General features: G+C 35.9%; 24 protein-coding genes. 17 read left to right on the forward strand and 7 right to left on the reverse strand.

Translation table 11 applies throughout. The features are described from left to right. Positions 1-54 precede the first annotated feature (54 nt). Positions 55-693, forward strand: coding sequence for a TetR/AcrR family transcriptional regulator (locus I580_RS01410; protein WP_034860388.1), 639 nt, complete (start codon positions 55-57; stop codon positions 691-693). 129 nt (positions 694-822) lie between these two features. Then, a complete protein-coding gene (locus I580_RS16875; RefSeq protein WP_010773101.1) occupies positions 823-1,071 on the forward strand; it encodes a hypothetical protein in 249 nt (82 codons plus the stop codon). 142 nt (positions 1,072-1,213) lie between these two features. Here the strand turns inward: I580_RS16875 and I580_RS01420 are convergent, their stop codons facing one another. Then, the gene (locus tag I580_RS01420) at positions 1,214-1,846 is read right to left on the reverse strand and encodes a copper homeostasis protein CutC (RefSeq protein ID WP_010773100.1); all 633 of its coding nucleotides are present in this window, start codon (positions 1,844-1,846) and stop codon (positions 1,214-1,216) included. 139 nt (positions 1,847-1,985) lie between these two features. Between I580_RS01420 and I580_RS01425 the strand changes: the two genes are divergently transcribed. Both I580_RS01425 and trmL read left to right on the forward strand, forming a co-directional pair. Then, positions 1,986-2,831, forward strand: a complete 846-nt coding sequence (locus I580_RS01425) for a methyltransferase domain-containing protein (protein ID WP_010773099.1) — start codon at positions 1,986-1,988, stop codon at positions 2,829-2,831. Between the two features lie 244 nt (positions 2,832-3,075). Next, positions 3,076-3,582 carry a tRNA (uridine(34)/cytosine(34)/5-carboxymethylaminomethyluridine(34)-2'-O)-methyltransferase TrmL gene (gene trmL, locus I580_RS01430; RefSeq protein ID WP_010773098.1) on the forward strand — a complete coding sequence of 169 codons (507 nt, stop codon included), beginning with the start codon at positions 3,076-3,078 and terminating at the stop codon, positions 3,580-3,582. A 54-nt stretch (positions 3,583-3,636) separates the two neighbouring features. Here trmL and gloA2 read toward each other — a convergent pair whose 3' ends face one another. Then, positions 3,637-4,017, reverse strand: a complete 381-nt coding sequence (gene gloA2 / locus I580_RS01435) for an SMU1112c/YaeR family gloxylase I-like metalloprotein (RefSeq protein ID WP_010773097.1) — start codon at positions 4,015-4,017, stop codon at positions 3,637-3,639. 203 nt (positions 4,018-4,220) lie between these two features. Between gloA2 and I580_RS01440 the strand changes: the two genes are divergently transcribed. The 3 genes from I580_RS01440 to I580_RS01450 all read left to right on the forward strand — a co-directional run bounded on the left by I580_RS01440 (position 4,221) and on the right by I580_RS01450 (position 8,729). Beyond that, entirely contained in the window at positions 4,221-4,850 is a 630-nt protein-coding gene (locus I580_RS01440) for a histidine phosphatase family protein (RefSeq protein WP_010773096.1), read from the forward strand. A gap of 32 nt (positions 4,851-4,882) precedes the next feature. After that, complete coding sequence (gene recD2, locus I580_RS01445; RefSeq protein WP_010773095.1) at positions 4,883-7,471, forward strand: SF1B family DNA helicase RecD2; 2,589 nt, start codon at positions 4,883-4,885, stop codon at positions 7,469-7,471. Between the two features lie 142 nt (positions 7,472-7,613). Then, complete coding sequence (locus I580_RS01450) at positions 7,614-8,729, forward strand: PLP-dependent transferase (RefSeq protein WP_010773094.1); 1,116 nt, start codon at positions 7,614-7,616, stop codon at positions 8,727-8,729. Positions 8,730-8,920: 191 nt separating this feature from the next. Here the strand turns inward: I580_RS01450 and I580_RS01455 are convergent, their stop codons facing one another. Further along, a complete protein-coding gene (locus I580_RS01455; protein WP_010773093.1) occupies positions 8,921-9,880 on the reverse strand; it encodes a diacylglycerol/lipid kinase family protein in 960 nt (319 codons plus the stop codon). Positions 9,881-10,115: 235 nt separating this feature from the next. Here I580_RS01455 and I580_RS01460 point away from each other — a divergent pair, with 235 nt between their 5' ends. Together I580_RS01460 and I580_RS01465 are read left to right on the forward strand one after the other, a co-directional pair. Then, entirely contained in the window at positions 10,116-10,622 is a 507-nt protein-coding gene (locus I580_RS01460; protein WP_010773092.1) for a QueT transporter family protein, read from the forward strand. Between the two features lie 157 nt (positions 10,623-10,779). Further along, complete coding sequence (locus I580_RS01465; RefSeq protein ID WP_010773091.1) at positions 10,780-11,985, forward strand: aminoacyltransferase; 1,206 nt, start codon at positions 10,780-10,782, stop codon at positions 11,983-11,985. 113 nt (positions 11,986-12,098) lie between these two features. Here I580_RS01465 and I580_RS01470 read toward each other — a convergent pair whose 3' ends face one another. The 4 genes from I580_RS01470 to I580_RS01485 are packed head-to-tail and all read right to left on the reverse strand — an operon-like array spanning position 12,099 to position 15,079. Next, positions 12,099-12,743 (reverse strand): ECF transporter S component, encoded by a 645-nt coding sequence (locus I580_RS01470; protein WP_010773090.1) that lies wholly within the window; start codon positions 12,741-12,743, stop codon positions 12,099-12,101. A gap of 16 nt (positions 12,744-12,759) precedes the next feature. Next, on the reverse strand, positions 12,760-13,302 hold the full coding sequence (coaC, locus tag I580_RS01475; protein WP_010773089.1) for a phosphopantothenoylcysteine decarboxylase: 543 nt from the start codon (positions 13,300-13,302) through the stop codon (positions 12,760-12,762). Further along, a complete protein-coding gene (gene coaB / locus I580_RS01480; RefSeq protein WP_010773088.1) occupies positions 13,299-14,072 on the reverse strand; it encodes a phosphopantothenate--cysteine ligase in 774 nt (257 codons plus the stop codon). Before coaB ends, coaC begins: the two co-directional genes overlap by 4 nt. A gap of 14 nt (positions 14,073-14,086) precedes the next feature. Continuing rightward, positions 14,087-15,079 (reverse strand): oxidoreductase, encoded by a 993-nt coding sequence (locus I580_RS01485; RefSeq protein ID WP_010773087.1) that lies wholly within the window; start codon positions 15,077-15,079, stop codon positions 14,087-14,089. 263 nt (positions 15,080-15,342) lie between these two features. Here I580_RS01485 and I580_RS01490 point away from each other — a divergent pair, with 263 nt between their 5' ends. The 8 genes from I580_RS01490 to I580_RS16880 all read left to right on the forward strand — a co-directional run bounded on the left by I580_RS01490 (position 15,343) and on the right by I580_RS16880 (position 22,913). Continuing rightward, positions 15,343-15,861, forward strand: coding sequence for an FUSC family protein (locus tag I580_RS01490; protein ID WP_010773086.1), 519 nt, complete (start codon positions 15,343-15,345; stop codon positions 15,859-15,861). Between the two features lie 192 nt (positions 15,862-16,053). Continuing rightward, positions 16,054-16,596, forward strand: coding sequence for a helix-turn-helix domain-containing protein (locus I580_RS01495; protein ID WP_010773085.1), 543 nt, complete (start codon positions 16,054-16,056; stop codon positions 16,594-16,596). A gap of 123 nt (positions 16,597-16,719) precedes the next feature. Continuing rightward, positions 16,720-17,805 carry an ABC transporter ATP-binding protein gene (locus I580_RS01500; RefSeq protein ID WP_010773084.1) on the forward strand — a complete coding sequence of 362 codons (1,086 nt, stop codon included), beginning with the start codon at positions 16,720-16,722 and terminating at the stop codon, positions 17,803-17,805. An 11-nt stretch (positions 17,806-17,816) separates the two neighbouring features. Beyond that, on the forward strand, positions 17,817-18,626 hold the full coding sequence (locus I580_RS01505) for an ABC transporter permease (RefSeq protein ID WP_010763234.1): 810 nt from the start codon (positions 17,817-17,819) through the stop codon (positions 18,624-18,626). Further along, entirely contained in the window at positions 18,623-19,459 is an 837-nt protein-coding gene (locus I580_RS01510; protein WP_010773083.1) for an ABC transporter permease, read from the forward strand. Before I580_RS01505 ends, I580_RS01510 begins: the two co-directional genes overlap by 4 nt. Beyond that, positions 19,456-20,529 carry an ABC transporter substrate-binding protein gene (locus I580_RS01515; RefSeq protein ID WP_010773082.1) on the forward strand — a complete coding sequence of 358 codons (1,074 nt, stop codon included), beginning with the start codon at positions 19,456-19,458 and terminating at the stop codon, positions 20,527-20,529. Before I580_RS01510 ends, I580_RS01515 begins: the two co-directional genes overlap by 4 nt. Positions 20,530-20,819: 290 nt before the next feature. Next, positions 20,820-21,944: a hypothetical protein gene (locus I580_RS01520; protein ID WP_010773081.1), complete on the forward strand. Its 1,125-nt coding sequence runs from the start codon at positions 20,820-20,822 to the stop codon at positions 21,942-21,944. A gap of 54 nt (positions 21,945-21,998) precedes the next feature. Then, complete coding sequence (locus tag I580_RS16880; protein WP_143141632.1) at positions 21,999-22,913, forward strand: Cys-Gln thioester bond-forming surface protein; 915 nt, start codon at positions 21,999-22,001, stop codon at positions 22,911-22,913. Positions 22,914-22,944 lie beyond the last annotated feature (31 nt).

Here is a 22,944-nt window from a genome sequence, read left to right on the forward strand (position 1 = left end):
AGAGTCACACTTTCAGATAAGATACATACTAACGGTATGTATGGAGGGAAACTAGTGGCACGTAATAAGTATCCAGAGGAAACGGTTAAAAAGATATTAGATGTGTCAGAACAGCTCTTTTTGGAAAAAGGCTACGATCATACGACGATTCAAGATATCATTGATCATCTAGGTGGCCTAACAAAAGGAGTTATCTATCATCATTTTAAATCAAAAGAAGAAATCTTTAATACTATTTTAGAGAAACGATATGCGATTGGTGTGACAGATCAAATCGAGTCAATGAAAGACATAAGTGGCTTTGAAAAAATTAAAAAAATCAATTCAATGAGCTTGAGATCGTTAGAACATCAGAAACTTGCGTTTTCTGCAAAATCGTTGATTACGAATCCTAGAATCATTGGAGAGTTGTATGCAGAAGCTTTTACAAATATTATCCCGTATATCAAATCGTTGGTAGAAGAAGGGATTAGTGATGGCTCGATAATAACCGATTATCCCCAAGAAATTGCTGAGTTGATCGTACTGTCAACTAATATCTGGTTGGCTCCCTCATTTTATAAAATGAATGAGGAAGACCTTTTGAGGAAGCTCTCATTTTTTAAGATGCTCTATGACGGCGTAAATTTTCCATTGATTGATGATGACTATATCAAGGATATAGTTACCATGTTTCGAGCGATTCAAGAATAAAAATGCGTAGATGCATTTTTATTTTAAATAATACATACCGTTAGTATGTAAACAAGGAAGTAAACATCAAAAAAGGTATAAACTGTATGAAATAACAATAGTTTATCAAAATGACAGGAGGACATAAAAATGATAAATGAATTGAATAAAGAAATGAATAAACTAAATAAGAAACTAGGGGTAAATGTTGTGTTGCCAAAAGTAAACAGTCGCAGGTTAAATCAAAGTGCTGTTATTAATCTGATTATTGGCGGAGGATTAGCAAGCGCAGGTGTATTTTTTGAAAAAAATAGCTTGTTTATTTTGGGTAGCTTAGGTCTTTTGAGTAGCTTGGTTGTGAGCATTGAGGCAAAAAAATTACAAGATAAATCTGAGTAATTAAAGTAAAAAAGGGGTGTGGGACAAAAGTGACAATCACTTTTGTTTCACACCCTAAATGCGAATAAACGGTAGAAGTAGAAACAGTCCCTTCTTATTTCTCGGGATTAAACGCTTCTGTTCCATCCTCTTCATTTAAGCGTTATTCTACGATTTTTGTTCCGTGTACTTCGTTGATCCCTAAAGCTGTTACTACATCTTCAACATTTTTACTAGAAATTCCACCTCCTGGCAAGATAATGATACGTTTATCAGCATAATCAATCAGTTCTTTCAGATGACCAAAATTATCTTCAATGGCACTTCCAGCAGGTCCTCCGTGTGTTAAAATGCGGTGAACATCATGTTCAGCCAGCCAGTCTATCGCTTTAAATTGATTTTCTTTGTTTAACACATCAAAAGCCATGTGAAAAGTGATCTGTAGTCCTTCTGCTGTTTCAATCAACAATTCTAATGATTCTTCATCCAACCATCCATCTTCTGTTAAACAACCTAAAACGACTCCGTCAGTTCCGATTTTTTTTGCTTCGATCAAATCAGTATGCATGATTTTAAGTTCGATGTCATTATAAATAAAATCTCCGCCTCGCGGTCTGATGATCGTCATTACAGGAATCGACTTTTCACCAGCATATGCTACAACTTCTTCGATCACACCAGTACTTGGTGTTGTACCGCCTACAGCAAGATTATCGCAAAGCTCGATTCTTCCAGCACCATTTCGGATGGCAGTTGGGATATTTGTGAAATTTTCAGCGCAAAATTCTTTGATCATTCGTTCCACTCCTTGTTTTTTCTTCACAGGCATTGTACCATAATTATGGCGGTTGCTAAAGTTTCGTTCTCGTTGTAAGATAAATAGCGATAGTTTCTCAAAAAAGTACCATAATTTATAATGAATAGGAAGTCACCTCATGTTGAAAAAAATTGATTTTGCTCGAAATTTTTTAGAAACACATCAAGAACAGTTTCTTTGTCCAGTATGTAAACAGACTTTTCAATTGAACGGCTATAGCTTAATTTGTGCGCAAAATCATCAATTTGATTTATCTAAGAAAGGAACGATTTATTTTCTTTCTCATAGTATTCAAACTGAATATAATAAAAAAATGTTGCTTCATAGAGGAAAGATGATTCAAAGTGGGATGTATCAGCCGTTGCTAGAAAAAATCATTGACACGATGGAAATCACTAAAAATACGCTTGATGTTGGTTGTGGTGAAGGGAGTTTTCTATCAGAACTTGCTAAACTAGGGTTGAGTGGACCGAAATTTGGTTTTGATATTTCAAAAGATGGGATTTATTTAGCAAGTAATCAACCTATCAACGCCTTTTGGTCAGTGGCAGATCTGACAAATTTACCATTTTCAGACCAATCAATGGACACCATTTTGAACATTTTTTCTCCATCCCATTATCAAGAGTTTCAGCGTGTTTTGAAAAAAGATGGAACTGTGATCAAAGTTATTCCTGAAGCAAAATATTTGAAAGAATTAAGAGCCGCTTTTTATCCAGAAGATGAAATTAAACAAGTTTATTCTAATGAAAAAGTTTTGGCTAAGTTTTCAAAAGAATTGGATATTGTGGGGAATGAACGTATTACCTATACTTTTGCGATTCCAAAGGAAAATCGTCTGGATTTGTTGGAAATGTCTCCGCTTGAATGGGGCGTGGCAGATGACGTAAAAAAAGAAGTTCAAAAAAATCCATTAGCTGAAGTTACAATTGACGTTCGTGTGTTAAAAGGAATGGTTAGATAACGCTTACATTTGGTAAATTTGCTAAAAGGTATTGCAAAGCTCTGATAATGGTGTTATATTACATACAAGTTGTTTTTTCGTTGGTTTTTATCAGGTTCCTGTTCTGATAAAAGTTAGTGAAAAGAGCTTCACTAACGTAGCGACTCGCAGTGATTGACACCGAGGCGATACGTTTTTTTTTATGTTGATTTTAAGTAATAAAAATATAAATAATGTGTCATTCAACTGAAAGGAAACTGTAATCATGACAAATCATATTGTATTATTTGAACCTCAAATCCCAGCAAATACAGGAAATATTGCCCGGACTTGTGCAGCAACAAATTCTCCCTTACATCTCATCGAGCCGTTAGGTTTCTCAACAGATGACAAACACTTGAAACGTGCAGGTTTGGATTATTGGAATGATGTAAATATTATGTATCACAAGGATTTAGACGCTTTTTTAACGTATTTAGAAGGTCGCCCTTTACATTTAATCACAAAATTTGCTAATCAAACATATAGTGAGGTTGATTATACAGATAATCAAGATCATTATTTCATGTTTGGAAAAGAAACAACGGGATTACCAGAAGAATTCATGCGAGAAAATGAAGAAAAATGTTTGCGAATTCCTATGAATGATGAACATGTTCGTTCGCTAAACTTATCCAATACGGTTGCCTTAGTTGTATATGAAGCACTGCGCCAGCAAAATTTTCCAGATTTGGAATTGAGACATCATTATGAGAACGATAAATTAGACTAAATTTAACAGAAAAAAACTGTTTCCTTCAACAAAAAAGAAACAGTTTTTTGTTATTTATTCATGTAATTCCAATGGTAAACCGTCTGGATCAAAGAAAAAGGTCATCTTTTCACCAGTAAAACTGTCTGTTCGAATTGGTTCACATTCAATTTCTTTAGAAGTTAAAAAAGCAATCACGTCCTCGATGTTATCAACTTTAAAGGCTAAATGACGCAAGCCTAAAGCTTCTGGATATGAGGGACGTTTTGGAGCATCTGGTGAGACAAATATTTCTAATTCGTAATTTCCCAATTTTAAATCGATTTTAATATCGTTCTTATCTTTGCGTTGATTTTCTCGAATTATTTCAAAACCAAGTTTTTCTACATAAAATTCTTTTGTTTTAAGATAATCAGAACAATTGATTGCGATGTGATGGATGTGCTCAAAGAACAACGGAATTCCCTCCTTGTATGATTTACTTGCAAGTTTCACATTCTTATTATAACGTACTTCTTTTTTTATACACAATCAAACTGATTCTCTTATATAAACCTTTTAGTTCAATGGAATTTTCGCAGTGAAAATGATACACTAGTTAAGATAAATAAGTAGGAATCAAGAACGAATCAATAAATAAGATTTAAGGGAGTAGAAACATGAAATTATATTTTACACGCCATGGAAAAACAGAATGGAATCAGGAACTTAGGTTTCAGGGTATGAGTGGAGATTCTCCATTGCTTCCTTCAAGTTTTGATGAAATAAAATTATTAGGCCAAACCATTAAAGATGTCCCTTTTGAAAAAATTTTTTCAAGTACATCCATGCGTGCTAGAAAGACAGCAGAAAGTATTAATCAAGAATTAGAGAACCCGGTAGAAATCATTTATACTGATGAACTAAAAGAATTGGGATTAGGAAAATTAGAAGGTCAGTACATTGCTGACATGAGAAAAATATATAGTGAAGAATTAGATCATATGCGTTACCAGTTAGATAAATACAATCCAGAAGTATTTCAAGGAGAACCAATCGAACAAGCAATTTCGCGCATCTCTGCCGTTGTGAACGACGCAGTTGATGAGGGCGAAGGTCCATATCTTTTTGTAGGACATGGTGCATCATTGACAGCTGCAATCCAGTCACTTTCTGGGAAAGAGTTGAATGAATTGCGTAGTATGGGGGGACTTACGAATAATAGTCTGTCGATTTTAGAAACAAAAAATAAGGGAAATAAACAAGGCTACACATTAAATTTATGGAATGATGATTCTTTTTTGCAATAAAAAATTCCTTTGAATAAAGCGAGGTGAAATCGATGGATCCATTATTTGGCGAAGGGGAAAAAGAATATGTCGTTGGACAAGTTCAGGCAATCTTTTTTCAAAATCCCAGTAATTTTTATAAGGTTTTATTAGTAAAAATAACGGATACGAATACAGATTATTTAGAAAAAGAAATCGTTACAACAGGAAGTTTTGGTCAAATTCAAGAAGAAGAAATTTATCGATTTTTCGGACATTTCGTTGATCATCCTCGTTACGGCAAACAATTCCAAGTGGACAGCTATCAACAAGAACGTCCCACTTCAGCAAATGGGGTCGTAAATTACCTTTCGAGTGAAAAATTTCCAGGTATCGGTAAGCGTACAGCAGAGAAAATAGTTGAAATTTTAGGGGAAGATGCAATCGATCGCATTATTGAAACACCTGATGTCTTAAAAGAAGTTCCTCAATTAAACGAAAAAAAACGCCAGACGATTATTGAGACTATTCGTTTAAATCACGGGATGGAACAAGTGATTGTTGGGTTGAATCGCTATGGATTTGGTAGTCAGCTTTCATTTGCGATTTATCAAACGTATAAAGAAGAAACACTTGATATCATTCATGAAAATCCATACCAATTAGTAGAAGATATTGAAGGGATTGGCTTTAAAAGAGCAGATAATATTGCCGAACAGTTAGGGATTGGAGCCGATTCGGACAAACGTGTCCGTGCCGCAATCACCCATGAGATATTCCAACATTCGGTTCGATCGGGTAATACATATGTTGAGGCTGAAATGTTGTTGCGAGAAACAATCAATACGCTAGAAGCAAGTCGTCCAGTTGAAATTTCATTAGATCAAGTAGCTGAACAAATTATCCATTTAGTGGAAGAAAATAAAATCCAGCAAGAAGGTACTAAGCTTTTTGAAAACAGTTTATATTTTTCAGAGTGGGGAATTGGGACGTCAATTCAACGTCTACTTACTCGTAAAAAAGAAATTAAATATGACAAAGAAGAGATTGAAAAAAATATTCGTGGGATTGAAAAACGTTTGGGGATTCTTTATGGTGATTCCCAACAAGCTGCAATTGAAGAAGCAATCAAGGCGCCGCTTTTTATTTTGACAGGGGGACCAGGGACAGGTAAGACAACCGTTATTAATGGGATTGTTTCGTTATTTGCTGAACTAAATGGTCTTTCTCTGGATATAAAAGATTATACACAAGACATGTTTCCAATCCTATTAGCTGCTCCAACTGGACGTGCGGCTAAACGCATGAATGAAACAACGGGACTGCCAGCAAGCACGATTCATCGCCTATTAGGATTGACTGGTAGAGAAAAAAATCCTAGTATGACGGCAAAAGAACTTGAAGGTGGATTATTGATCGTGGATGAGATGTCTATGGTGGATACTTGGTTAGCCAATACATTATTCAAGGCGATCCCAACGAATATGCAAGTGATTTTCGTTGGTGATAAGGATCAGTTACCTTCAGTTGGACCTGGTCAAGTACTACATGATCTACTACAAATCAATGAAATACCTCAAAGAGAACTAACAGAAATTTATCGACAAGGTGATGGCTCAAGCATTATTCCGTTAGCTCATGAAATTAAACAGGGCCGACTACCACAAGATTTTACAGCAAATCAGAAGGATCGATCTTTCTTTCAAAGTGACGTTTATCATATTGAAAGTTACGTCCGTCAAATCGTGACTAAAGCGAAAGCAAAAGGTTTCTCGTCGCAAGATATTCAACTATTGGCACCGATGTATCGAGGAGCAGCCGGGATTGATGCGTTGAATAAAATGATGCAAGAAATATTTAATCCCAATGATGGAACAAAAAAAGAGGTAAAATGGAATGAATCTGTTTATCGTATTGGGGACAAAGTATTGCACTTAGTCAATACACCAGAATTGAATGTATTCAATGGTGATATGGGAGAAATCGTTGGGATAATTTTAGCGAAAGAATCGGAAGATAAAGTAGATGAACTAGTGATTCTATTTGATAACAATGAAGTCAGTTATAAACGGAATGAATGGAATAAAATCACTCTTTCTTATTGCTGTTCAATTCATAAAGCACAAGGTAGTGAATTTAAGATGGTTATTCTACCGATGGTTCACCAATATCATCGTATGTTGCAGCGTAATTTACTCTATACAGCCGTTACTAGAAGTAAGGATATCTTGATTTTATTAGGAGAAGTTCCAGCCTTTAATACGTGTGTCGCAAATGAATCTGCTAGTCGTTTGACCATGTTGAAAGAGCGGATCACGAGTGCGGATGATATGTCTTTAACGATAAGAATGCAATTAGAAGCGTATGAAGAAGGATTAAACAAAGAAGCACCTTTTTCAGAGACTGTAGAGAATAAACCGATTGTTTATGAGACTACTAAAGAGAACAAGGTTGCGATAATAGAAGAAACGTTAGAACCTATAAATGAGCGTGTGAAACCTAAAACAGAAGAGCTTTCATTATTTAGTGAACCTGTAGAAGAAATCACTGAACAAGTTGAAGAAGAGATGGATCGATTATTGACGCCAAGTTTAGTAAGTGCTCAAAGTGTTGATCCGATGATCGGAATGAACCAAGTAACGCCATATGATTTTATGAAATAGCAGAGAAACTGGGATGGACAATCAGACGTCGTTCCAGTTTTTTCTTGCTTTAAGCTAAGGCTGATGTATATAATGAAAAGCAACACATAAACGTGTTAATTCGAAATGAAGGTCACTAATTTGGTAGAAATGAGGGAAGTGAATGGAAAAAAAATCGCAATCGAAAAAGGTCCAAACGGATACATTTTTGGCACAAATCGGTAATCATCAAAATCCAGTAACTGGATCGATCAATACGCCAATTTATTTTTCAACGACGTATGAACATCCAACACTAGGTGAGTCGACGGGCTACGATTACACTAGAACCAAAAATCCGACAAGAGAAGTTGTTGAATCAGCACTTGCAGTTTTAGAAAACGGTGCAATAGGCTTAGCAACAAGTTCTGGAATGAGTGCAGTTCAATTAGTATTCAGTCAATTTCCAGTAGGGAGTCAAATCGTAGCATCAAGAGATTTATACGGCGGGAGCTACCGCTATTTTAAAGAGTTAGAAAATCAAGGAATTTACCAGTTTATTTATGTGGATGATGAGGCTGGTTTTGAAAGAGAAATTACAGAAAAAACAGCAGCTGTCTTTATTGAAACGCCAACCAATCCTTTAATGAGCGAAGTTTCAATAGAAAAGATTGCCGTATTTACTAAGCAGTACAATGTACAGTTGATTGTGGATAATACCTTCTATACTCCGCTGATCCAGCGACCATTGGATTTAGGAGCGGATATCGTTTTGCATAGTGCTACTAAGTATTTAGGTGGTCATAATGATTTATTAGCAGGAGCTGTTATTACGCGCTCAAAAGAGATCGGTGAGCAGTTGGCGTATAGTCTAAATACGACTGGGGCCGTTTTATCACCATTTGATTGTTGGTTACTGATAAGAGGAATGAAGACTTTATCCTTAAGAATGGAAAGACATGAAAAAAATGCGCAAGCAGTCGTTGCCTATCTAAAAACGAGTCCGTATGTCAAAGAAGTGATGTACCCAGGTCGAGGAGGAATGTTGAGTTTTAAAATCAATGATCAACAAATGATCAAAGAATTTCTTCGGAATCTTTCTATATTTACGTTTGCCGAAAGTCTTGGTGGTGTTGAAAGTTTGATTACTTATCCAACTACTCAAACACATGCGGATATTCCGAAAGAATTAAGAGAGTCATATGGTTTAACACCAGATTTATTGAGAATCTCAACAGGAATTGAAGCGAGTGAAGATTTAATAGAGGATTTAAAACAGTCGTTTGAATCGCTAAATTAAAAAATGTGAGTGGGATATGACGCTTCGAGTCATATCCCACTCACGTGTTATGTATCACAAAAATTTAAAGAGTACCAAGAAGGGATCCATTATCATTATAATTCATAAAAAATAATCCCCAAAAATTGTATTCTTTACGTACAACGTTTGGGAGTCACCTCATTTCTGTTCCAACCTCATGTTTAAGGACCTTAAAACCAAAATAATCTTGTTTCGGTCCCAAAGGAAATATCGGTACTTCTTTTGCCTAAAATTTCTCCATCTGCATGGATGTATTCGGGAATTGTGGAAACAATTCTAAATTTACTGGATTGAAAATGATGAAAATAGCTTGAGTTCATCTGTTTTTTTCGAATCAGTAAGCTAATTAGCCAAAAAATTTTAAACATATTTATCCGTTCTACTAAAACAAAATCTAAAACGGGTTTGCGTGGATCAGCTATAGGCGCAATTGGAACCCCACCACCAAAATAAGGGTGTTTAGTTATCGTACATAAAAAAGCTCGGTCAAATTCCAGTTTTTTACCATTTACTTCAACAAGTATTGGAAATCCCTTTTGAGTGAATAACACCTTTATAATTGAAAAAATATAAGACAAAGAGCCCATATTGAACTTGTTTAGCGCATTTTTTGAAGCAGATGTATTCGCCGCGTTGACGATGGCCGCATCTAACCCAATGCCGATATTATTCACAGCAAGACCTGCTTCTTCTTGAATCGACTCGTCATAAGTAATCACTTGGATTTCCTGAGGGAATTCAGCTTTAAGCAGTTGGAAGAAGGCTTTTTCCGCTTGTCTATTGATTCCTACACCGCGAGCAAAATCATTTCCTGAGCCACAAGGAATATAGCCAATTGGAATTTTAGCGTCGAAAGGCTGTAAAGCATTGAGAACGCTATGCAAAGTACCGTCTCCTCCAAGCACAACTAAAAGTGGAAATGTTTCGATTTCCAATTCAGCATTCCAAGGTATCAATGTATCTTGTGCTAAAGTTTGGACAAGTTCTCTTTCATGCCCAGCATAATCTGTATATAAAGTCGTATAATCAATGGTTGCCGTCTGTAATTGTTTGATGATTTTTTCTGCAGCTTTGCCCCCAGTACCGCCGCCAGCATTTTCGTTGATGATGAGATAAAAATGTTTCTTCATTTGTTTCCTCCTTGTACAAAATCCTATTATAACAGACATGTGAAAAATTAAGAATAATGGATGCTTGAAAAATGGAAATAAGCGCACAAACAAATAGTGTTGTGTCGACTTTTTATTGTGAAATGTTTGATAATAAGATATAATGCCTACGTATCATTTTTTGAGGGAACAAAAATCCTCAACAAGGTTCATCAACCATCCCTTGTAAAAAAACTCGGAGAAAGAAGGGGAAACTATGCAAAATACTGTTTCAGGAAACAGTAAAGTAAAAGCAATTACCGTAAACGGTATTGTGATGGCACTATATCTTGGCTTAACGATTTTAGTAGCACCCGTTTCGTCAGGACCAATTCAATTTAGAATTTCTGAAAGTTTGAATCATTTAGTTGTTTTCAATCGGAAATTAATGTGGGGCGTTTTAGGTGGAGTCGTTGTTTATAATTTCTTTTTCGGCTTTGGTGCGATAGATGCTTTATATGGAGGTCTACAGTCCTTTATTTCGTTAGGACTGACAGCACTACTGCACAAAAAGATACCCAACGTTATCGCACGTTTGGCTCTGAATACACTATTTTTCACTGCGACGATGTGTATTATTGCCTTTATGCTAGCACCTAATGGCGGAGCAGCTTTCTGGGGGAATTATGCAACACTGGCGCTTAGCGAATTTGCCACAATGGCTGTGGCAGCACCTATAATGTACTGGATCAATAAATCCGTTCATTTTGAAAAACGACTGTAAGCAATAGAAAATAATAAGAGGTGCTATCTAAGCTAAAAAATAGCGAAGATAATACCTCTTATTATTTTTTAACCTATTTCATGAAAAACTTTACTGTTCCTGTACAATAAATTATGATATGGTAATACAGAAGCTAAAATGTAGAGGAGTTTTTTTGATGTTTGAATTTAAAATTGGCATTGATGCCAAAGAACACGATAAATTTGTAGAAACCCATCCCTTATGCAATTTGTTACAATCATCTGCATGGGCAAAAGTAAAAGATAATTGGGGATCAGAAATTGTCGGAGTATATGAAAATGGTACCTTAGTTGCCTCTAGCTTGGTATTGATCAGACCATTGCCAATGAAATTTTCAATGTTATATACCCCTCGTGGCCCGATCATGGATTATACGAATTCGGAATTAGTTGCATTCTTTTTAAAAGAATTGAAACAGTTTGGAAAGAAAAAACGTGCATTATTCGTAAAAATGGACCCAACGATTCATTATAAAGATTTTCATCTAGGCGAAGAACAAATAATCGATCCAATGGCACAAACGATCATTGATACTATTGTTGCAAGTGGAGCAAAGCATCAAGGTTTGACGATGGCAATGGATGCAACGATCCAACCACGTTTCCAAGCCAATATTTATAAAGAAGATTTTAGTGAAGAACAACTTTCAAAAAGCACAAAGAAGATGATGAAACAAGCTCAGAAAAAAGGCGTTACTGTAAAAATGGGACATACTGAATTGGTAAATGATTTTGCCAAAGTTATCGAAGCAACGACAGAACGTCAAAATATTTCACTGAGAAATAGTGACTATTTTGAAAAACTATTAACGATATATCCTGAAAGTTCTTTTATCATGCTGGCACAAGTGAATTTGAAAGAGCGTTTTGAAGAAACAAAACAACGCTTTGATAAAAATAAAGAAGATTTAGCAAATTTAAAGGAAAATCAAGTGAAAAAACGTCACAACTTGGAAGAACTTGATTTTTCTCTAACGCGTGAAATGACTGAACTTGAAGAAAATATCGCGCATTCTGGCGATGTGGCTGTAGTTGCTGGGGCTTTGGCGATTACGTTTGGCTCAACGAGTGAAATTCTTTATGCAGGAATGGATGATCGTTACAAACGCTATATGCCAGCTTACGTGACCTGGTTTGACGCAATCAATGAATGTTTTGAGCGAGGCTGTACATCTTGTAATATGGGCGGATTAGAAGGTAGTTTAAATGATGGGCTGATTAAATTTAAAGCGAATTTTAATCCAACCGTGAATGAGTTCGTTGGTGAATTTGATTTGCCAGTCAATGGTTTACTTTTTAAGGCTAGTGAGTATGCGTATAAGCTGAAAAAACAGAAAAAATAAAAAGAGGATGGACAGAAGCTTATTTCCGAAGGGATTGCTTCTGTCCCATCCTCTTTTATTCGCGTTTTGGGTGTGAAACAAAAGGGATTTTTACTTTTGTTCCACACCCTTTTTTATAGTTTTTGTGTTGCATTATTTTTTACTAAACGCAATAACACTGAAGTTACACCAACTGTGGCGATTGCAGCAACAACAGCTTCAACAATACCGCTAGTAAAAATAACGGTCAAAATAGCAGTGTATACTGCAGCTCCGTTAGCACCGATACTTTGCGCATAGGAATCTTTAAAAAGAAAATAAATCAAATTCATAACAAGAATTGTATTAGTCGCTGAACCAAGAAAACCTGCAATAAATAAACTGAACGTTTGTGAGGTAGGCTTGTTTTTCGTAAGTTTTTTCAGTCCTATGAAAATGAAATAGGGAACTACTCCAATCAAAATTCTTGGGAGCATCGCCACAATGATTGCTTTCCAACTTCCTTGGTCTGTTCCGATTACAGGTATAAATGGCGAAAAAACAAAGGATAATGGCGATAAAATTACTGTGCTGCGGATCATGCTGATCAGACCAAACACACCACCTAAAAAAGCGCCAATTCTAGGACCTAACACGATAGAAGCAATGATGACGGGTATGTGCATCGTTGTCGCATTGATTGGGCCGATCGGGATGAATCCTAAGAAAGGGACAGCTGATAGTAAAATCAAAATTGCTAAAAACATAGCGGTTAATGTAAATGTTTTTGTATTTTTCATATATGACTCCTCAAAATTATTTCGCTAAAGCTTCATTGATCATCGCAACAATTTCATCAACTGTAGCAAGCGCTCCACGGCCGAAATCTCCACAAGCTAATAAAGCTTCACGAGGATCGATCTCATGGTACCCAACTTCTTTTAACGTTGCTAAATTTCGCTGAGTAATTGGGTTTTGATACATATAGGTATTCATCGCAGGTGCAATAAACTTAGGAACTTCTTCTTTTAAAGCTAAAGCGACGGTAGAAAGCATATCATCTGCAATTCCGTTTGCTAGTTTCGCTAAGATATTAGCAGAAGCTGGAGCTACTAAGAAAAGATCTGTCTTTTTCGCCAATTCGATATGGTTGATTTTATCGGGTGCGATTTCTTCCATAACATCTGTATGAACAGGATTTTTAGATAAAGACTGCAGTGTCAACGGGGTGATAAATTTCGTGCTGTTTGTTGTCATAATAACTTCGACATTGTAGCCTAATTTAGTGAACTGGCTCGTTAAGTCTGCTGCTTTATAGGCAGAGATACTGCCAGAAATACCTAATAAGATAGTTTTCATCCTTGCATCCTCCATTTTTCTTCAACCTTAGAAACAATCAGTTGAGCGATCTCATTTTTGGTATCAGCTGTTTCGGTTTGTCCTGAGGCATCGATCAAGATGCCATGATGGTGGTCGCCGTGAATTGCTTCAAGATCATTGGCGAGTACAAAATCACATTTGTTTTTCGCAAGGATCGCATGACCAACCTGAATTAATTCTTCAGTAGAAACACCTACTAACAACTTAAAACCGACAAGAACTGCTTGCGGTTGTTTTTCCCGAAGCATTGCAATTATTTTAGGGTTTTTCTTCAAAAAAAGCAAGAGACGATCTGTTCCAGAAGGAATTTTTTTTTCTGGTTGAATCGTTTTACCAATTTCATCCAAACTATGGTAAAGGGCATCAGTCAAGTTGGTTAAATTAGTTAAGTTGCCGTCTTTTACAAGTTTTGCTACGAGTTTTTCGATAAAAGCATCTTCTGATAAGGTTGTTTCAGTTGTGAAATCACTAACGGCCATGCTGTGAATGATTCCGTCAAAAACTTGATGCTCAAACTGATCAAGTAAAGCTGTTTCCAACTCTTTGGTGGTTTCGATTTCGATAAAGGTTAAATTTGAGTTTGGAGTAGGTCGGACAGCTTGGGGAGTAGTCACATAGGTGACGCGGTGTCCCTGAGTTAAAAAGGTTTCACCAATTGCTTTTCCTAAACGTCCAGTCGAATGATTGGTGATAGAACGGACATTGTCGATTTTCTCTGATGTTCCTCCAGCTGTGATTAAAATATTCATGTAAGATTGCTCCTTTAATTCATTTTAATGATCGTTCGTCCAATATGTGTACCAGCTTGTAGCTGATCTAAGGTTTGCGGTAGCTCTTGTAAAGCTATTTCATTTATGAGTTCATGTTGGCTAACATTCAAATCAGTGGCTAAACGATGCCAAATCGCTAACCGTTGTTTCATAGGTACGTTGACTGAATCGATACCTAAAAGATTTGTCCCTCTTAAAATAAAAGGTAAAACCGTTGTGTTTAACTTAATACCAGCAGCATTTCCGCAGATTGCGATACTGCCGCCATATTTCAGTTGAGGTAGCAGCGCAGCCGTTACGTCACCACCAACAGTATCGATAACAAAATCGATTGATTGTTTTGCTAATGGTTTGATTTTTTCTGGCATAAATTCATCTAATAAAAGCACATCAGTCGCACCCAGTTTTTTCAACGAATCAATCGCTGATTTTTTTCGACTTAACGCTAAGATATTTTTATAACCTAATTGTTTTAACATGGCAATCGCTAAGATTCCGACCCCACCAGAGGCGCCTGTAACTAAAATGGTTGCTTCTTTATTTTGAGCGAGTCCGTTATCTTCTAATGCTTGAACAGACAGTGCGGCAGTGAAGCCAGCAGTCCCGAAAATCATCACCTCTTTTAAGCTTAATTCATCTGGCAAAGGAACGATCCAATCGCCAGGTACTCGAGCGATTTCAGCGAAACCTCCTGTATGAGATACGCCTAAACCATAACCTGTGACCAAAACATTTTGCCCTTCTTTAAAACGGTCATCTTCGGACGATAGCACAGTCCCACTTAAATCAATTCCAGGAATCATGGGATAATCACGAATGACACCACCATTTTGTTTAACAGCTAATGAATCTTTATAATTGACTGAAGAGTAGGCTACTTTAACTATTACCTCTCCATCAGATAAATCTGTCAGTGTGATTTTTTCGATTGTTGTAGTGACTTTTTCGTCCTCTTTTTTGACACAAAATGCAGAAAACATGTCCATAAATATCCTCCTTTTAGTGTAGGTCACAATGATTATACTATTGCATGTTATATCCTAACTCAAAAAAACAGATTGAGACCAATCAATTTTAGTTTTATTGTTCCTATCATAACATATTCTCTTTTTATCTTTAGCAAATTCTTCTTGAAGACCCCTTCTTAATAGGAGAAAAATAAGTTAGAATGAATAGGATGATTTTAATAAGACAATAAGAAAAAATAATTAGTCATGATTCTTCTAGACGACGAAAGGAATTCAGTTTGTTGAAATTTAAGATTGGTATGCGTACGTTCAAAACAGGTTTAAGTGTCTTTTTTTGTATTTTGGTTAGTATTTTATTGAAGCGGGAAACTTATGTGGTTGCAGCGATTACGACTGTTTTTACGTTGAGGGAAGATATGGAAAATACACTAAAATATGGCAAGCATCGAATTATTGGGAATGTGATGGGCGCAATCATGTCCATAGCTGTTATTGCTGTCTTCAACTGGTTAGGGAGAACAGAGCTTGTACAGTTGATTTTTATTCCAATCATTATTACTCTGATGATCGCTTTATTGGCAAGTCTTGGTTATCATGAGGGAACAGTAGGAGCATGTGCAACCTTGTTAACAATCGTATTTATGATTCCGGCAGATCAATCTTATGGTTATGCGTTTGCTAGAGTCGTAGATAGTTTTATCGGCATGGGAATTGCGTTGTTAGTAAATTACTCTATCCCTTTGAAGCTTGGGAAAAAAAGAATTGTACGACCAATAAAAAATGAGGAAGTGTCTGAATAACAGATGCTTTTTTATTTTGTTAAAATACCTCAATCAGTGCTAGTATAAAAAGATGAGATGAAATTAAAAAATGAAACTTTATTGCTAAAATTTGTTGCTATTTTTTGAAAAATTCGTATACTAGAAAAGGTAAAATTAAACATTTAGTTTAGTAGGAGCAAACTTTTTAATAAATCGAAATGAGGTGGTCAAATGGAAATCGGTGAGAAGCTGCGTAATTTACGTGTACAAAAGAACTTGACACAAGAAGAATTGGGAGAGCGAACGGATTTAACAAAAGGGTATATCTCTCAATTAGAGCGTGATTTGAGTTCGCCTTCAATGGAGACCTTTTTTAATATTCTAGAAGTATTGGGGATTACACCAGAACAATTTTTCAGTGAAGAAACCTTGGCGCAAAAAATTGTTTATAAAGATGAAGATAGTACGCTGTATTATGATGAAGAAAACGGTTATGAATTAAAATGGCTGATTCCTGAATCGAATGAAAAAGAAATGGAGCCAATTGTTTTGACGTTTGATAAGAATGGTCAGTATAAAACGTTTGAACCTTCTTTATCCGAAACATTTATCTATGTGATTGATGGCTCGGTTTCATTGATATTAGGCGAAACGACTTATTCTGCCAAAAAGGGCGAAGCGATGTATTACCAAGCGACAGAACGCCATCAGTTGGTCAATCACTCGAAAGGAAAAAGTCGAGCACTGATCGTAGCTACGGAGTCTTATTTATAATAGTTAGTTTTATGGACTTCTTTTAAAAAAATAAAATCCGATTGTGGCCAAAAGCGCCACGTGCGTGTTTTCCTTTCAAGGTAAAATGAGTCCATTACACTTTTAAAACGGAGGCGTTAGTGAGTGAAAAAAAATATTATTACGTTTGAAAACGTCGTAAAACAATACGAAGATGAAAAAGTCTTGAAAAATGTTAGTTTTGAAATAGAGCAAGGGAAGTTTTATACATTGCTAGGACCTTCAGGTTGTGGCAAAACTACAATTTTACGTATCTTAGCAGGGTTTGTCGATGCTACTGAGGGAGATATTTATTTTGATGGACAAAGGATCAATGACATTCCAGCAAATAAACGTCAAGTTAACACTGTATTTCAAGATTATGCATTGTTTCCCCATATGAATGTATTTGACAATGTAGCATTTGGGTTGAAAATAAAGAAAATGCCTAAAAAAGAAATCGAGAAAAAAGTCAAAGAAGCTTTGCGAATGGTTCAACTACCAGGATACGAGGTACGTGAAATCAGTGAAATGTCAGGTGGTCAACGTCAGCGTGTTGCAATCGCTCGGGCAATCGTCAATGAACCGAAAGTCTTATTATTAGATGAACCGTTATCGGCTTTAGATTTGAAGTTACGGACTGATATGCAGTATGAGTTGCGGGAGCTGCAGCAACGATTAGGGATTACGTTTATTTTTGTCACTCATGATCAAGAAGAGGCTTTAGCAATGAGCGATGAAATTTTTGTGATGAACAAAGGACACATCGTGCAAAGTGGTACGCCTGTGGATATTTATGATGAACCGATCAATCATTTTGTAGCTGATTTTGTGGGAGAAAGCAACATTGTCAATGGCACGATGATCGAAGATAATTTAGTTGAATTTGTTGGGAAACGTTTTGAATGTGTGGATGGTGGGATGCGTCAGGCAGAACCTGTTGAAATCATGTTGCGTCCTGAAGATTTGACGATCACAACAGCGGATAAAGGGAAATTAGTTGTGACGGTGGATACACAATTATTCCGTGGCGTGCACTATGAAATCATCTGTCATGATGAGGATCACAATGAGTGGATGGTTCATTCAACTAGAAAAGCAACAGAAGGAGCTAAAGTTGGTCTATTTTTTGAACCAGAGGATATTCATGTTATGCGTTTCAATGAGTCCGAAGAAGACTTTGATGCTCGTTTAGAAAGCTACGAAGAATAGGGGGAACACTAATGAAAACAATGCGTCGGATTTATTCGATTCCTTATATGATGTGGCTGTTATTGTTTGTGATTGCACCGGTTTTGATGATTATTTACCAATCGTTTTTTGATATGAATGGCCAGTTTACGTTAGACAATTATCAAACGTATTTTACTTCGGGTACTTATTTGAGTATGACCCTAAATTCTGTTTGGTATGCGTTTTTGATCACGTTATTTACGTTTTTGATCAGTTATCCGACAGCCTACTTTCTAACAAAGTTAAAGCATAAACAATTATGGTTGATGTTGGTGATTTTACCAACATGGGTGAACCTGTTGTTGAAAGCTTATGCGTTTATTGGGATTTTTAGCATTCATGGGAATGTGAACCAGTTTTTAAGTTTTCTTGGTATTGGACCACATCAAATTTTATTTACAGATTTCAGCTTTTTGTTTGTTGCAACATATATTGAAATTCCATTTATGATTTTGCCGATTTTTAATGCTTTGGAAGAATTAAATCCATCTTTGATCAGTGCGAGCCGTGATTTAGGCGCTAATAGCGTTGAGACCTTTCAACGAGTGATCTTTCCGCTTTCATTAAATGGTGTTAAAAGTGGTGTGCAAGCTGTTTTTATTCCGTCACTTTCGCTATTCATGTTGACTCGTTTGATTGGTGGAAATCGGGTGATCACACTGGGAACGGCTATTGAAGAGCATTTTATGGTGACGCAAAACTGGGGCATGGGGTCAACAATTGGTGTGATTTTGATCGTTGCAATGTTTGTTGTGATGCTGCTGACAGGTGAGAAGAAGAAAAAGGGGCGGGTGAAATGACAAAAAAAAAATTTAAATGGTCTTATTTGTATCTGATCATTGTTTTTGCGTTATTGTATGCACCAATTTTTTACCTGATTTTCTACTCGTTTAATGATACAGATACGATGAATACCTTTACTGGTTTTACGCTAGCTAACTATGCTGCAGTTTTTGAAGATACACGATTGCTGATCATTGTGTTGAATACTTTTTTACTAGCATTTTTATCCGCATTATTGGCAACGATTATTGGTACATTTGGCGCTATGGGTATCTATTATACTAGAAAAAGAAAAACTAGAACTACATTGATGAGTTTTAATAATATTTTGTTAGTTTCACCAGATGTCATTATTGGTGCAAGCTTTTTGATCTTTTTTACAGCTGTTGGTTTTATTAGTTTAGGGTTTGCTAGTGTGTTATTGTCTCATATTGCTTTTAGTATTCCAATCGTCGTACTGATGGTACTGCCGAAGTTGCAGGAAATGAATGATTCTATGGTTGATGCAGCCCGTGACCTCGGAGCCAATAACATACAGGTGATCAAGAATATTATTTTACCGTTTTTATCACCTGGAATTATTGCAGGTTATTTTATGGCTTTTACGTACTCGTTAGATGATTTTGCGGTGACCTTTTTTGTTACAGGAAATGGATTTTCGACACTTTCAGTTGAGATTTATTCCAGAGCAAGACAAGGCATCAGTTTAGAGATCAATGCGCTAAGTGCACTTGTGTTTATTTTTTCTATGATTTTAGTGATAGGCTACTATTTTATCAGTCAAGATAATACATCGAAACGGATAAAAAAACTGCGTCGTGAACAAAGTGAGGTGGCGAATCTTAAATGAAAAAACTACAATCTTTGCTTATTGGCATTTTAGCAATTATCTTGATTCTCTTTTTCGGGGTTCATCAATTAGAAAAAGCCAGCGGTATGGCGGGAGCGGATACGTTGACGATTTATAATTGGGGCGATTATATTGATCCTGATCTATTGCGCAAATTTGAAAAAGAATCAGGATACAAGGTCAATTACGAAACGTTTGATTCAAATGAAGCGATGTTCACCAAGATCCAGCAAGGTGGTACGTCTTATGATATTACGATTCCGTCTGAATATATGATCCAAAAAATGATGAAAGAAAAAATGCTTCTACCAATCGATCACGCCAAATTAAATGGTTTGGAAAATATTGATGCACGATTTTTAAATCTTGATTTTGATCCGCAAAATAACTTTTCGATTCCGTACTTTTGGGGAACGTTAGGAATCATTTACAATGACAAATTTGTTGACGAAGGTCAAATCCAGCATTGGGATGATTTGTGGAATCCTAAATTGAAAGACAATGTGATGTTGATCGACGGAGCTCGTGAAGTGTTGGGTCTTTCATTGAATAGTTTAGGTTATTCTTTAAACAGTAAAAAAAATCAAGAGCTACGCGAAGCGACTGATAAATTAAACAAGCTTACTACAAATGTCAAAGCAATCGTAGCTGATGAGATCAAAATGTATATGATCAATGAAGAAAGTGCAGTTGCTGTAACATTTTCTGGTGAAGCTTCTGAAATGCTCGATAGCAATGAGCATCTGCATTATGTGATTCCATCAGAAGGTTCTAATCTCTGGTTTGACAATATCGTGATTCCTAAAACTGCAAAAAATATTAAAGGCTCTTACGAATTTATTAATTTCATGTTGAGGCCAGAAAATGCAGCTCAAAATGCGGAGTATATTGGCTATTCTACACCTAATAAAGTAGCAAAAGAGGTATTACCTAAGGCAATTTCAAGTGATGAACAATTTTATCCAAGTGATGAAGTGATTAAACATTTAGAAGTTTATGAAGATTTAGGACCAAAATATTTGGGGATTTATAATGATTTGTTTCTTGAGTTTAAAATGTATCGGAATTAGGGCGGATCTTCGGTGAGAATGGCGTAAAATCAACAATCTTCAAGGAGTTTAGGTCTGCATTTTTACCGTCAGTTTTCCAATTTTCTACCAAAAGCGACTTTTTAGTCGCTTTTTTTATGTTATTTTATCTTTTCTACCACGTTTTTCTACCACGAAATTTATGCAAATAATGCTGTTAAAACAAGGATAAGTAGATATTCTGTTTTTAGAAAAAATTGAATAAACTTACGAAAGACAGTGGTAGAAATACTATTGTCTTTTTTATTATCAAATAATAGGAGGTACCTTTCATGAGTATCTTTCAATTTAGTGGTGATTATAACCAGCGCCACCCACCAAATCAAACAAACGATGGGTCTATTCTTCGCTTTAAGAAAAATAAAGGCTATGAATCCATACCACGAGAATTTGCACAAAATGAATCACTGACCTATGAAGCAAGAGGAATGTTGATTAGTATCGCTTCTTATCCGCCCAATTTTAAATTGTACAAGTGTGAATTATACAATCGCTCCAAATTAAACAGTCGTCGAAAAATCGATCGTGCGTGGGAAGAATTAATCGAACAAGGCTACATTTTACAATTTAGAAAACGATCAGGAAAAAATTTTTTCTTTTCCTATCTTTTTTCGTTAGAGCGGTATGAAACGAACGACTTACTTGAAATTTTTGAAGAAGCCTATCAGTTTGATTATCTTTTTTACCATCGATCCATTCGTAAAAAAGAAGAACGAACCATCGAAAATTACCAACAATTATTTACGACATTTGTTCCATTAGAAGAAATCAATCAACTGTTTTATTGGCTTTATAAACATGAATTGATTTGGAATGTGCAAAATGAACATTCCAAAGAAACGCATGAAATCAACGATTTTTCTAATGTTCAATATGAACAGTCCAAAATGGACAGTTCATATCGTACAAGTAATAAATTAACTAGTAATAAATCAACTAAAGAAAAAAATAATACGAAAGAGTGTGAGACAGAAAAGAATGATACGCAATTAGACAAGGAACAATCTTTGCTAAATTCATTGGGCCAATTCTTAAAGACAACTTTTCTCGATTCAGAATCGCTTAAACTAATTGCGGACAATTCAAAGGATGAACAAGAAGTTCAGAAGACCATCGACCTCTTGTATCAATCAAAAAAATACATTCAAGATCATTTAGATGGATTTACGATTGTGGCAGAATATTTTGAAAAAGACACACAAGAAATGCTACAGAGGTATTACTTTAAGAAAAAAACGAAAAAAATTCAATCGCAAGAAGGGTATTTCTATAATGTTTGTCGAAATCACTGGCTAACAATGGCAGAGAAATTACTGCATCAGTATTTCTATCCAAATAAGCAACATTACTTACAACGCTGCTCAATTCTATTTGAACAGTTAAATTCAAATAAATGAACGAAGAAGAATCACTGATGGTGGTTCTTTTTTTAGTTTGAAAGGGGAAAAATGATGTACCAACGAACGAGTCAATTAGTTATCAAATTAATAGGGATGATTGCTATGGTAGTTGCGACTTTATTTTGTTTCTACCTGCCTACAGTAGTTGCTCACGCAGAAGAAACAAAAATTGAGCCACAAATGAGTCCAGGAGAACGTGGTACAGTTATCTATAATCAAAATGAAGTATTTACGATGACAGGAACCAAACATGGCGAGTACTGGTCAGATAAAACTTCTACCATGCTTTTAAGGACTGAAAATGGTCACACGGAAATCGTTTTTTGTATTGAGCCTGGGGTTCCTTTACCGAACTTTGAAAATCCTGATTATGAAGCAATTGAAGCAGAGGATGTCGATCATCGAGCACAAATTGCCGCAGCTATTTGGACAAGAGTCTTTCCCAATCAATCCACACAAGAACAAATTGTGACACAGGCAGTAATATGGGAAAATTTATCTTCTTATGGGCTAATTATCACGTCAATTGATGGTATTCCCAATTTTTCTGAATTAAAAGCTCAGTTAAATCAAGCAATTGATGAATATGATAAAAAAACCAATTTCCATAATCAAATCATGAATTTAACGTTTGGCGAAACAATGACTCTTCAATCTGGTGGAGTCAATCTAAATCTGTTTGACCAAGTGGTTGAAAACTCTGCCAATGTTGATTTTCAAATTTCTGAGGACGGACAATCTGTTGCTGTCACACCTACTGACCCTACAAAAACAACAGGAAGCTATCAAGCAAAAAATAGTTACATGGAAGGTACACCACTGGCATTTGAAAAAGAAGGTTCTCAAACGGTTATGGTGGCTCGGATTAAAAATACGAATCATTATAACGTAAACTTCAATATTCAGACGAATGGTCAGGCACTGATTCAAAAAGTTGATAAAGAATCCGGCGTACCTGTTCCTTGAACCAAATTTGAAGTAACCATTTCTGGTAAAA

The sequence above is a fragment of the Enterococcus caccae ATCC BAA-1240 genome, assembly GCF_000407145.1.
In the GTDB taxonomy this organism is placed as follows: Bacteria; Bacillota; Bacilli; order Lactobacillales; family Enterococcaceae; genus Enterococcus_L; species Enterococcus_L caccae.

Bases quoted from the DNA above. Each gene is read 5' to 3' on its own strand.
- I580_RS16875 (WP_010773101.1), top strand. From the start codon at position 823: ATGATAAATGAATTGAATAAAGAAATGAATAAACTAAATAAGAAACTA.
- I580_RS01420 (WP_010773100.1), bottom strand. From the start codon at position 1,846: ATGATCAAAGAATTTTGCGCTGAAAATTTCACAAATATCCCAACTGCC.
- I580_RS01425 (WP_010773099.1), top strand. From the start codon at position 1,986: ATGTTGAAAAAAATTGATTTTGCTCGAAATTTTTTAGAAACACATCAA.
- trmL (WP_010773098.1), top strand. From the start codon at position 3,076: ATGACAAATCATATTGTATTATTTGAACCTCAAATCCCAGCAAATACA.
- I580_RS01440 (WP_010773096.1), top strand. From the start codon at position 4,221: ATGAAATTATATTTTACACGCCATGGAAAAACAGAATGGAATCAGGAA.
- recD2 (WP_010773095.1), top strand. From the start codon at position 4,883: ATGGATCCATTATTTGGCGAAGGGGAAAAAGAATATGTCGTTGGACAA.
- I580_RS01450 (WP_010773094.1), top strand. From the start codon at position 7,614: ATGGAAAAAAAATCGCAATCGAAAAAGGTCCAAACGGATACATTTTTG.
- I580_RS01455 (WP_010773093.1), bottom strand. From the start codon at position 9,880: ATGAAGAAACATTTTTATCTCATCATCAACGAAAATGCTGGCGGCGGT.
- I580_RS01460 (WP_010773092.1), top strand. From the start codon at position 10,116: ATGCAAAATACTGTTTCAGGAAACAGTAAAGTAAAAGCAATTACCGTA.
- I580_RS01465 (WP_010773091.1), top strand. From the start codon at position 10,780: ATGTTTGAATTTAAAATTGGCATTGATGCCAAAGAACACGATAAATTT.
- I580_RS01470 (WP_010773090.1), bottom strand. From the start codon at position 12,743: ATGAAAAATACAAAAACATTTACATTAACCGCTATGTTTTTAGCAATT.
- coaC (WP_010773089.1), bottom strand. From the start codon at position 13,302: ATGAAAACTATCTTATTAGGTATTTCTGGCAGTATCTCTGCCTATAAA.
- coaB (WP_010773088.1), bottom strand. From the start codon at position 14,072: ATGAATATTTTAATCACAGCTGGAGGAACATCAGAGAAAATCGACAAT.
- I580_RS01485 (WP_010773087.1), bottom strand. From the start codon at position 15,079: ATGGACATGTTTTCTGCATTTTGTGTCAAAAAAGAGGACGAAAAAGTC.
- I580_RS01495 (WP_010773085.1), top strand. From the start codon at position 16,054: ATGGAAATCGGTGAGAAGCTGCGTAATTTACGTGTACAAAAGAACTTG.
- I580_RS01505 (WP_010763234.1), top strand. From the start codon at position 17,817: ATGAAAACAATGCGTCGGATTTATTCGATTCCTTATATGATGTGGCTG.
- I580_RS01510 (WP_010773083.1), top strand. From the start codon at position 18,623: ATGACAAAAAAAAAATTTAAATGGTCTTATTTGTATCTGATCATTGTT.
- I580_RS01515 (WP_010773082.1), top strand. From the start codon at position 19,456: ATGAAAAAACTACAATCTTTGCTTATTGGCATTTTAGCAATTATCTTG.
- I580_RS01520 (WP_010773081.1), top strand. From the start codon at position 20,820: ATGAGTATCTTTCAATTTAGTGGTGATTATAACCAGCGCCACCCACCA.
- I580_RS16880 (WP_143141632.1), top strand. From the start codon at position 21,999: ATGTACCAACGAACGAGTCAATTAGTTATCAAATTAATAGGGATGATT.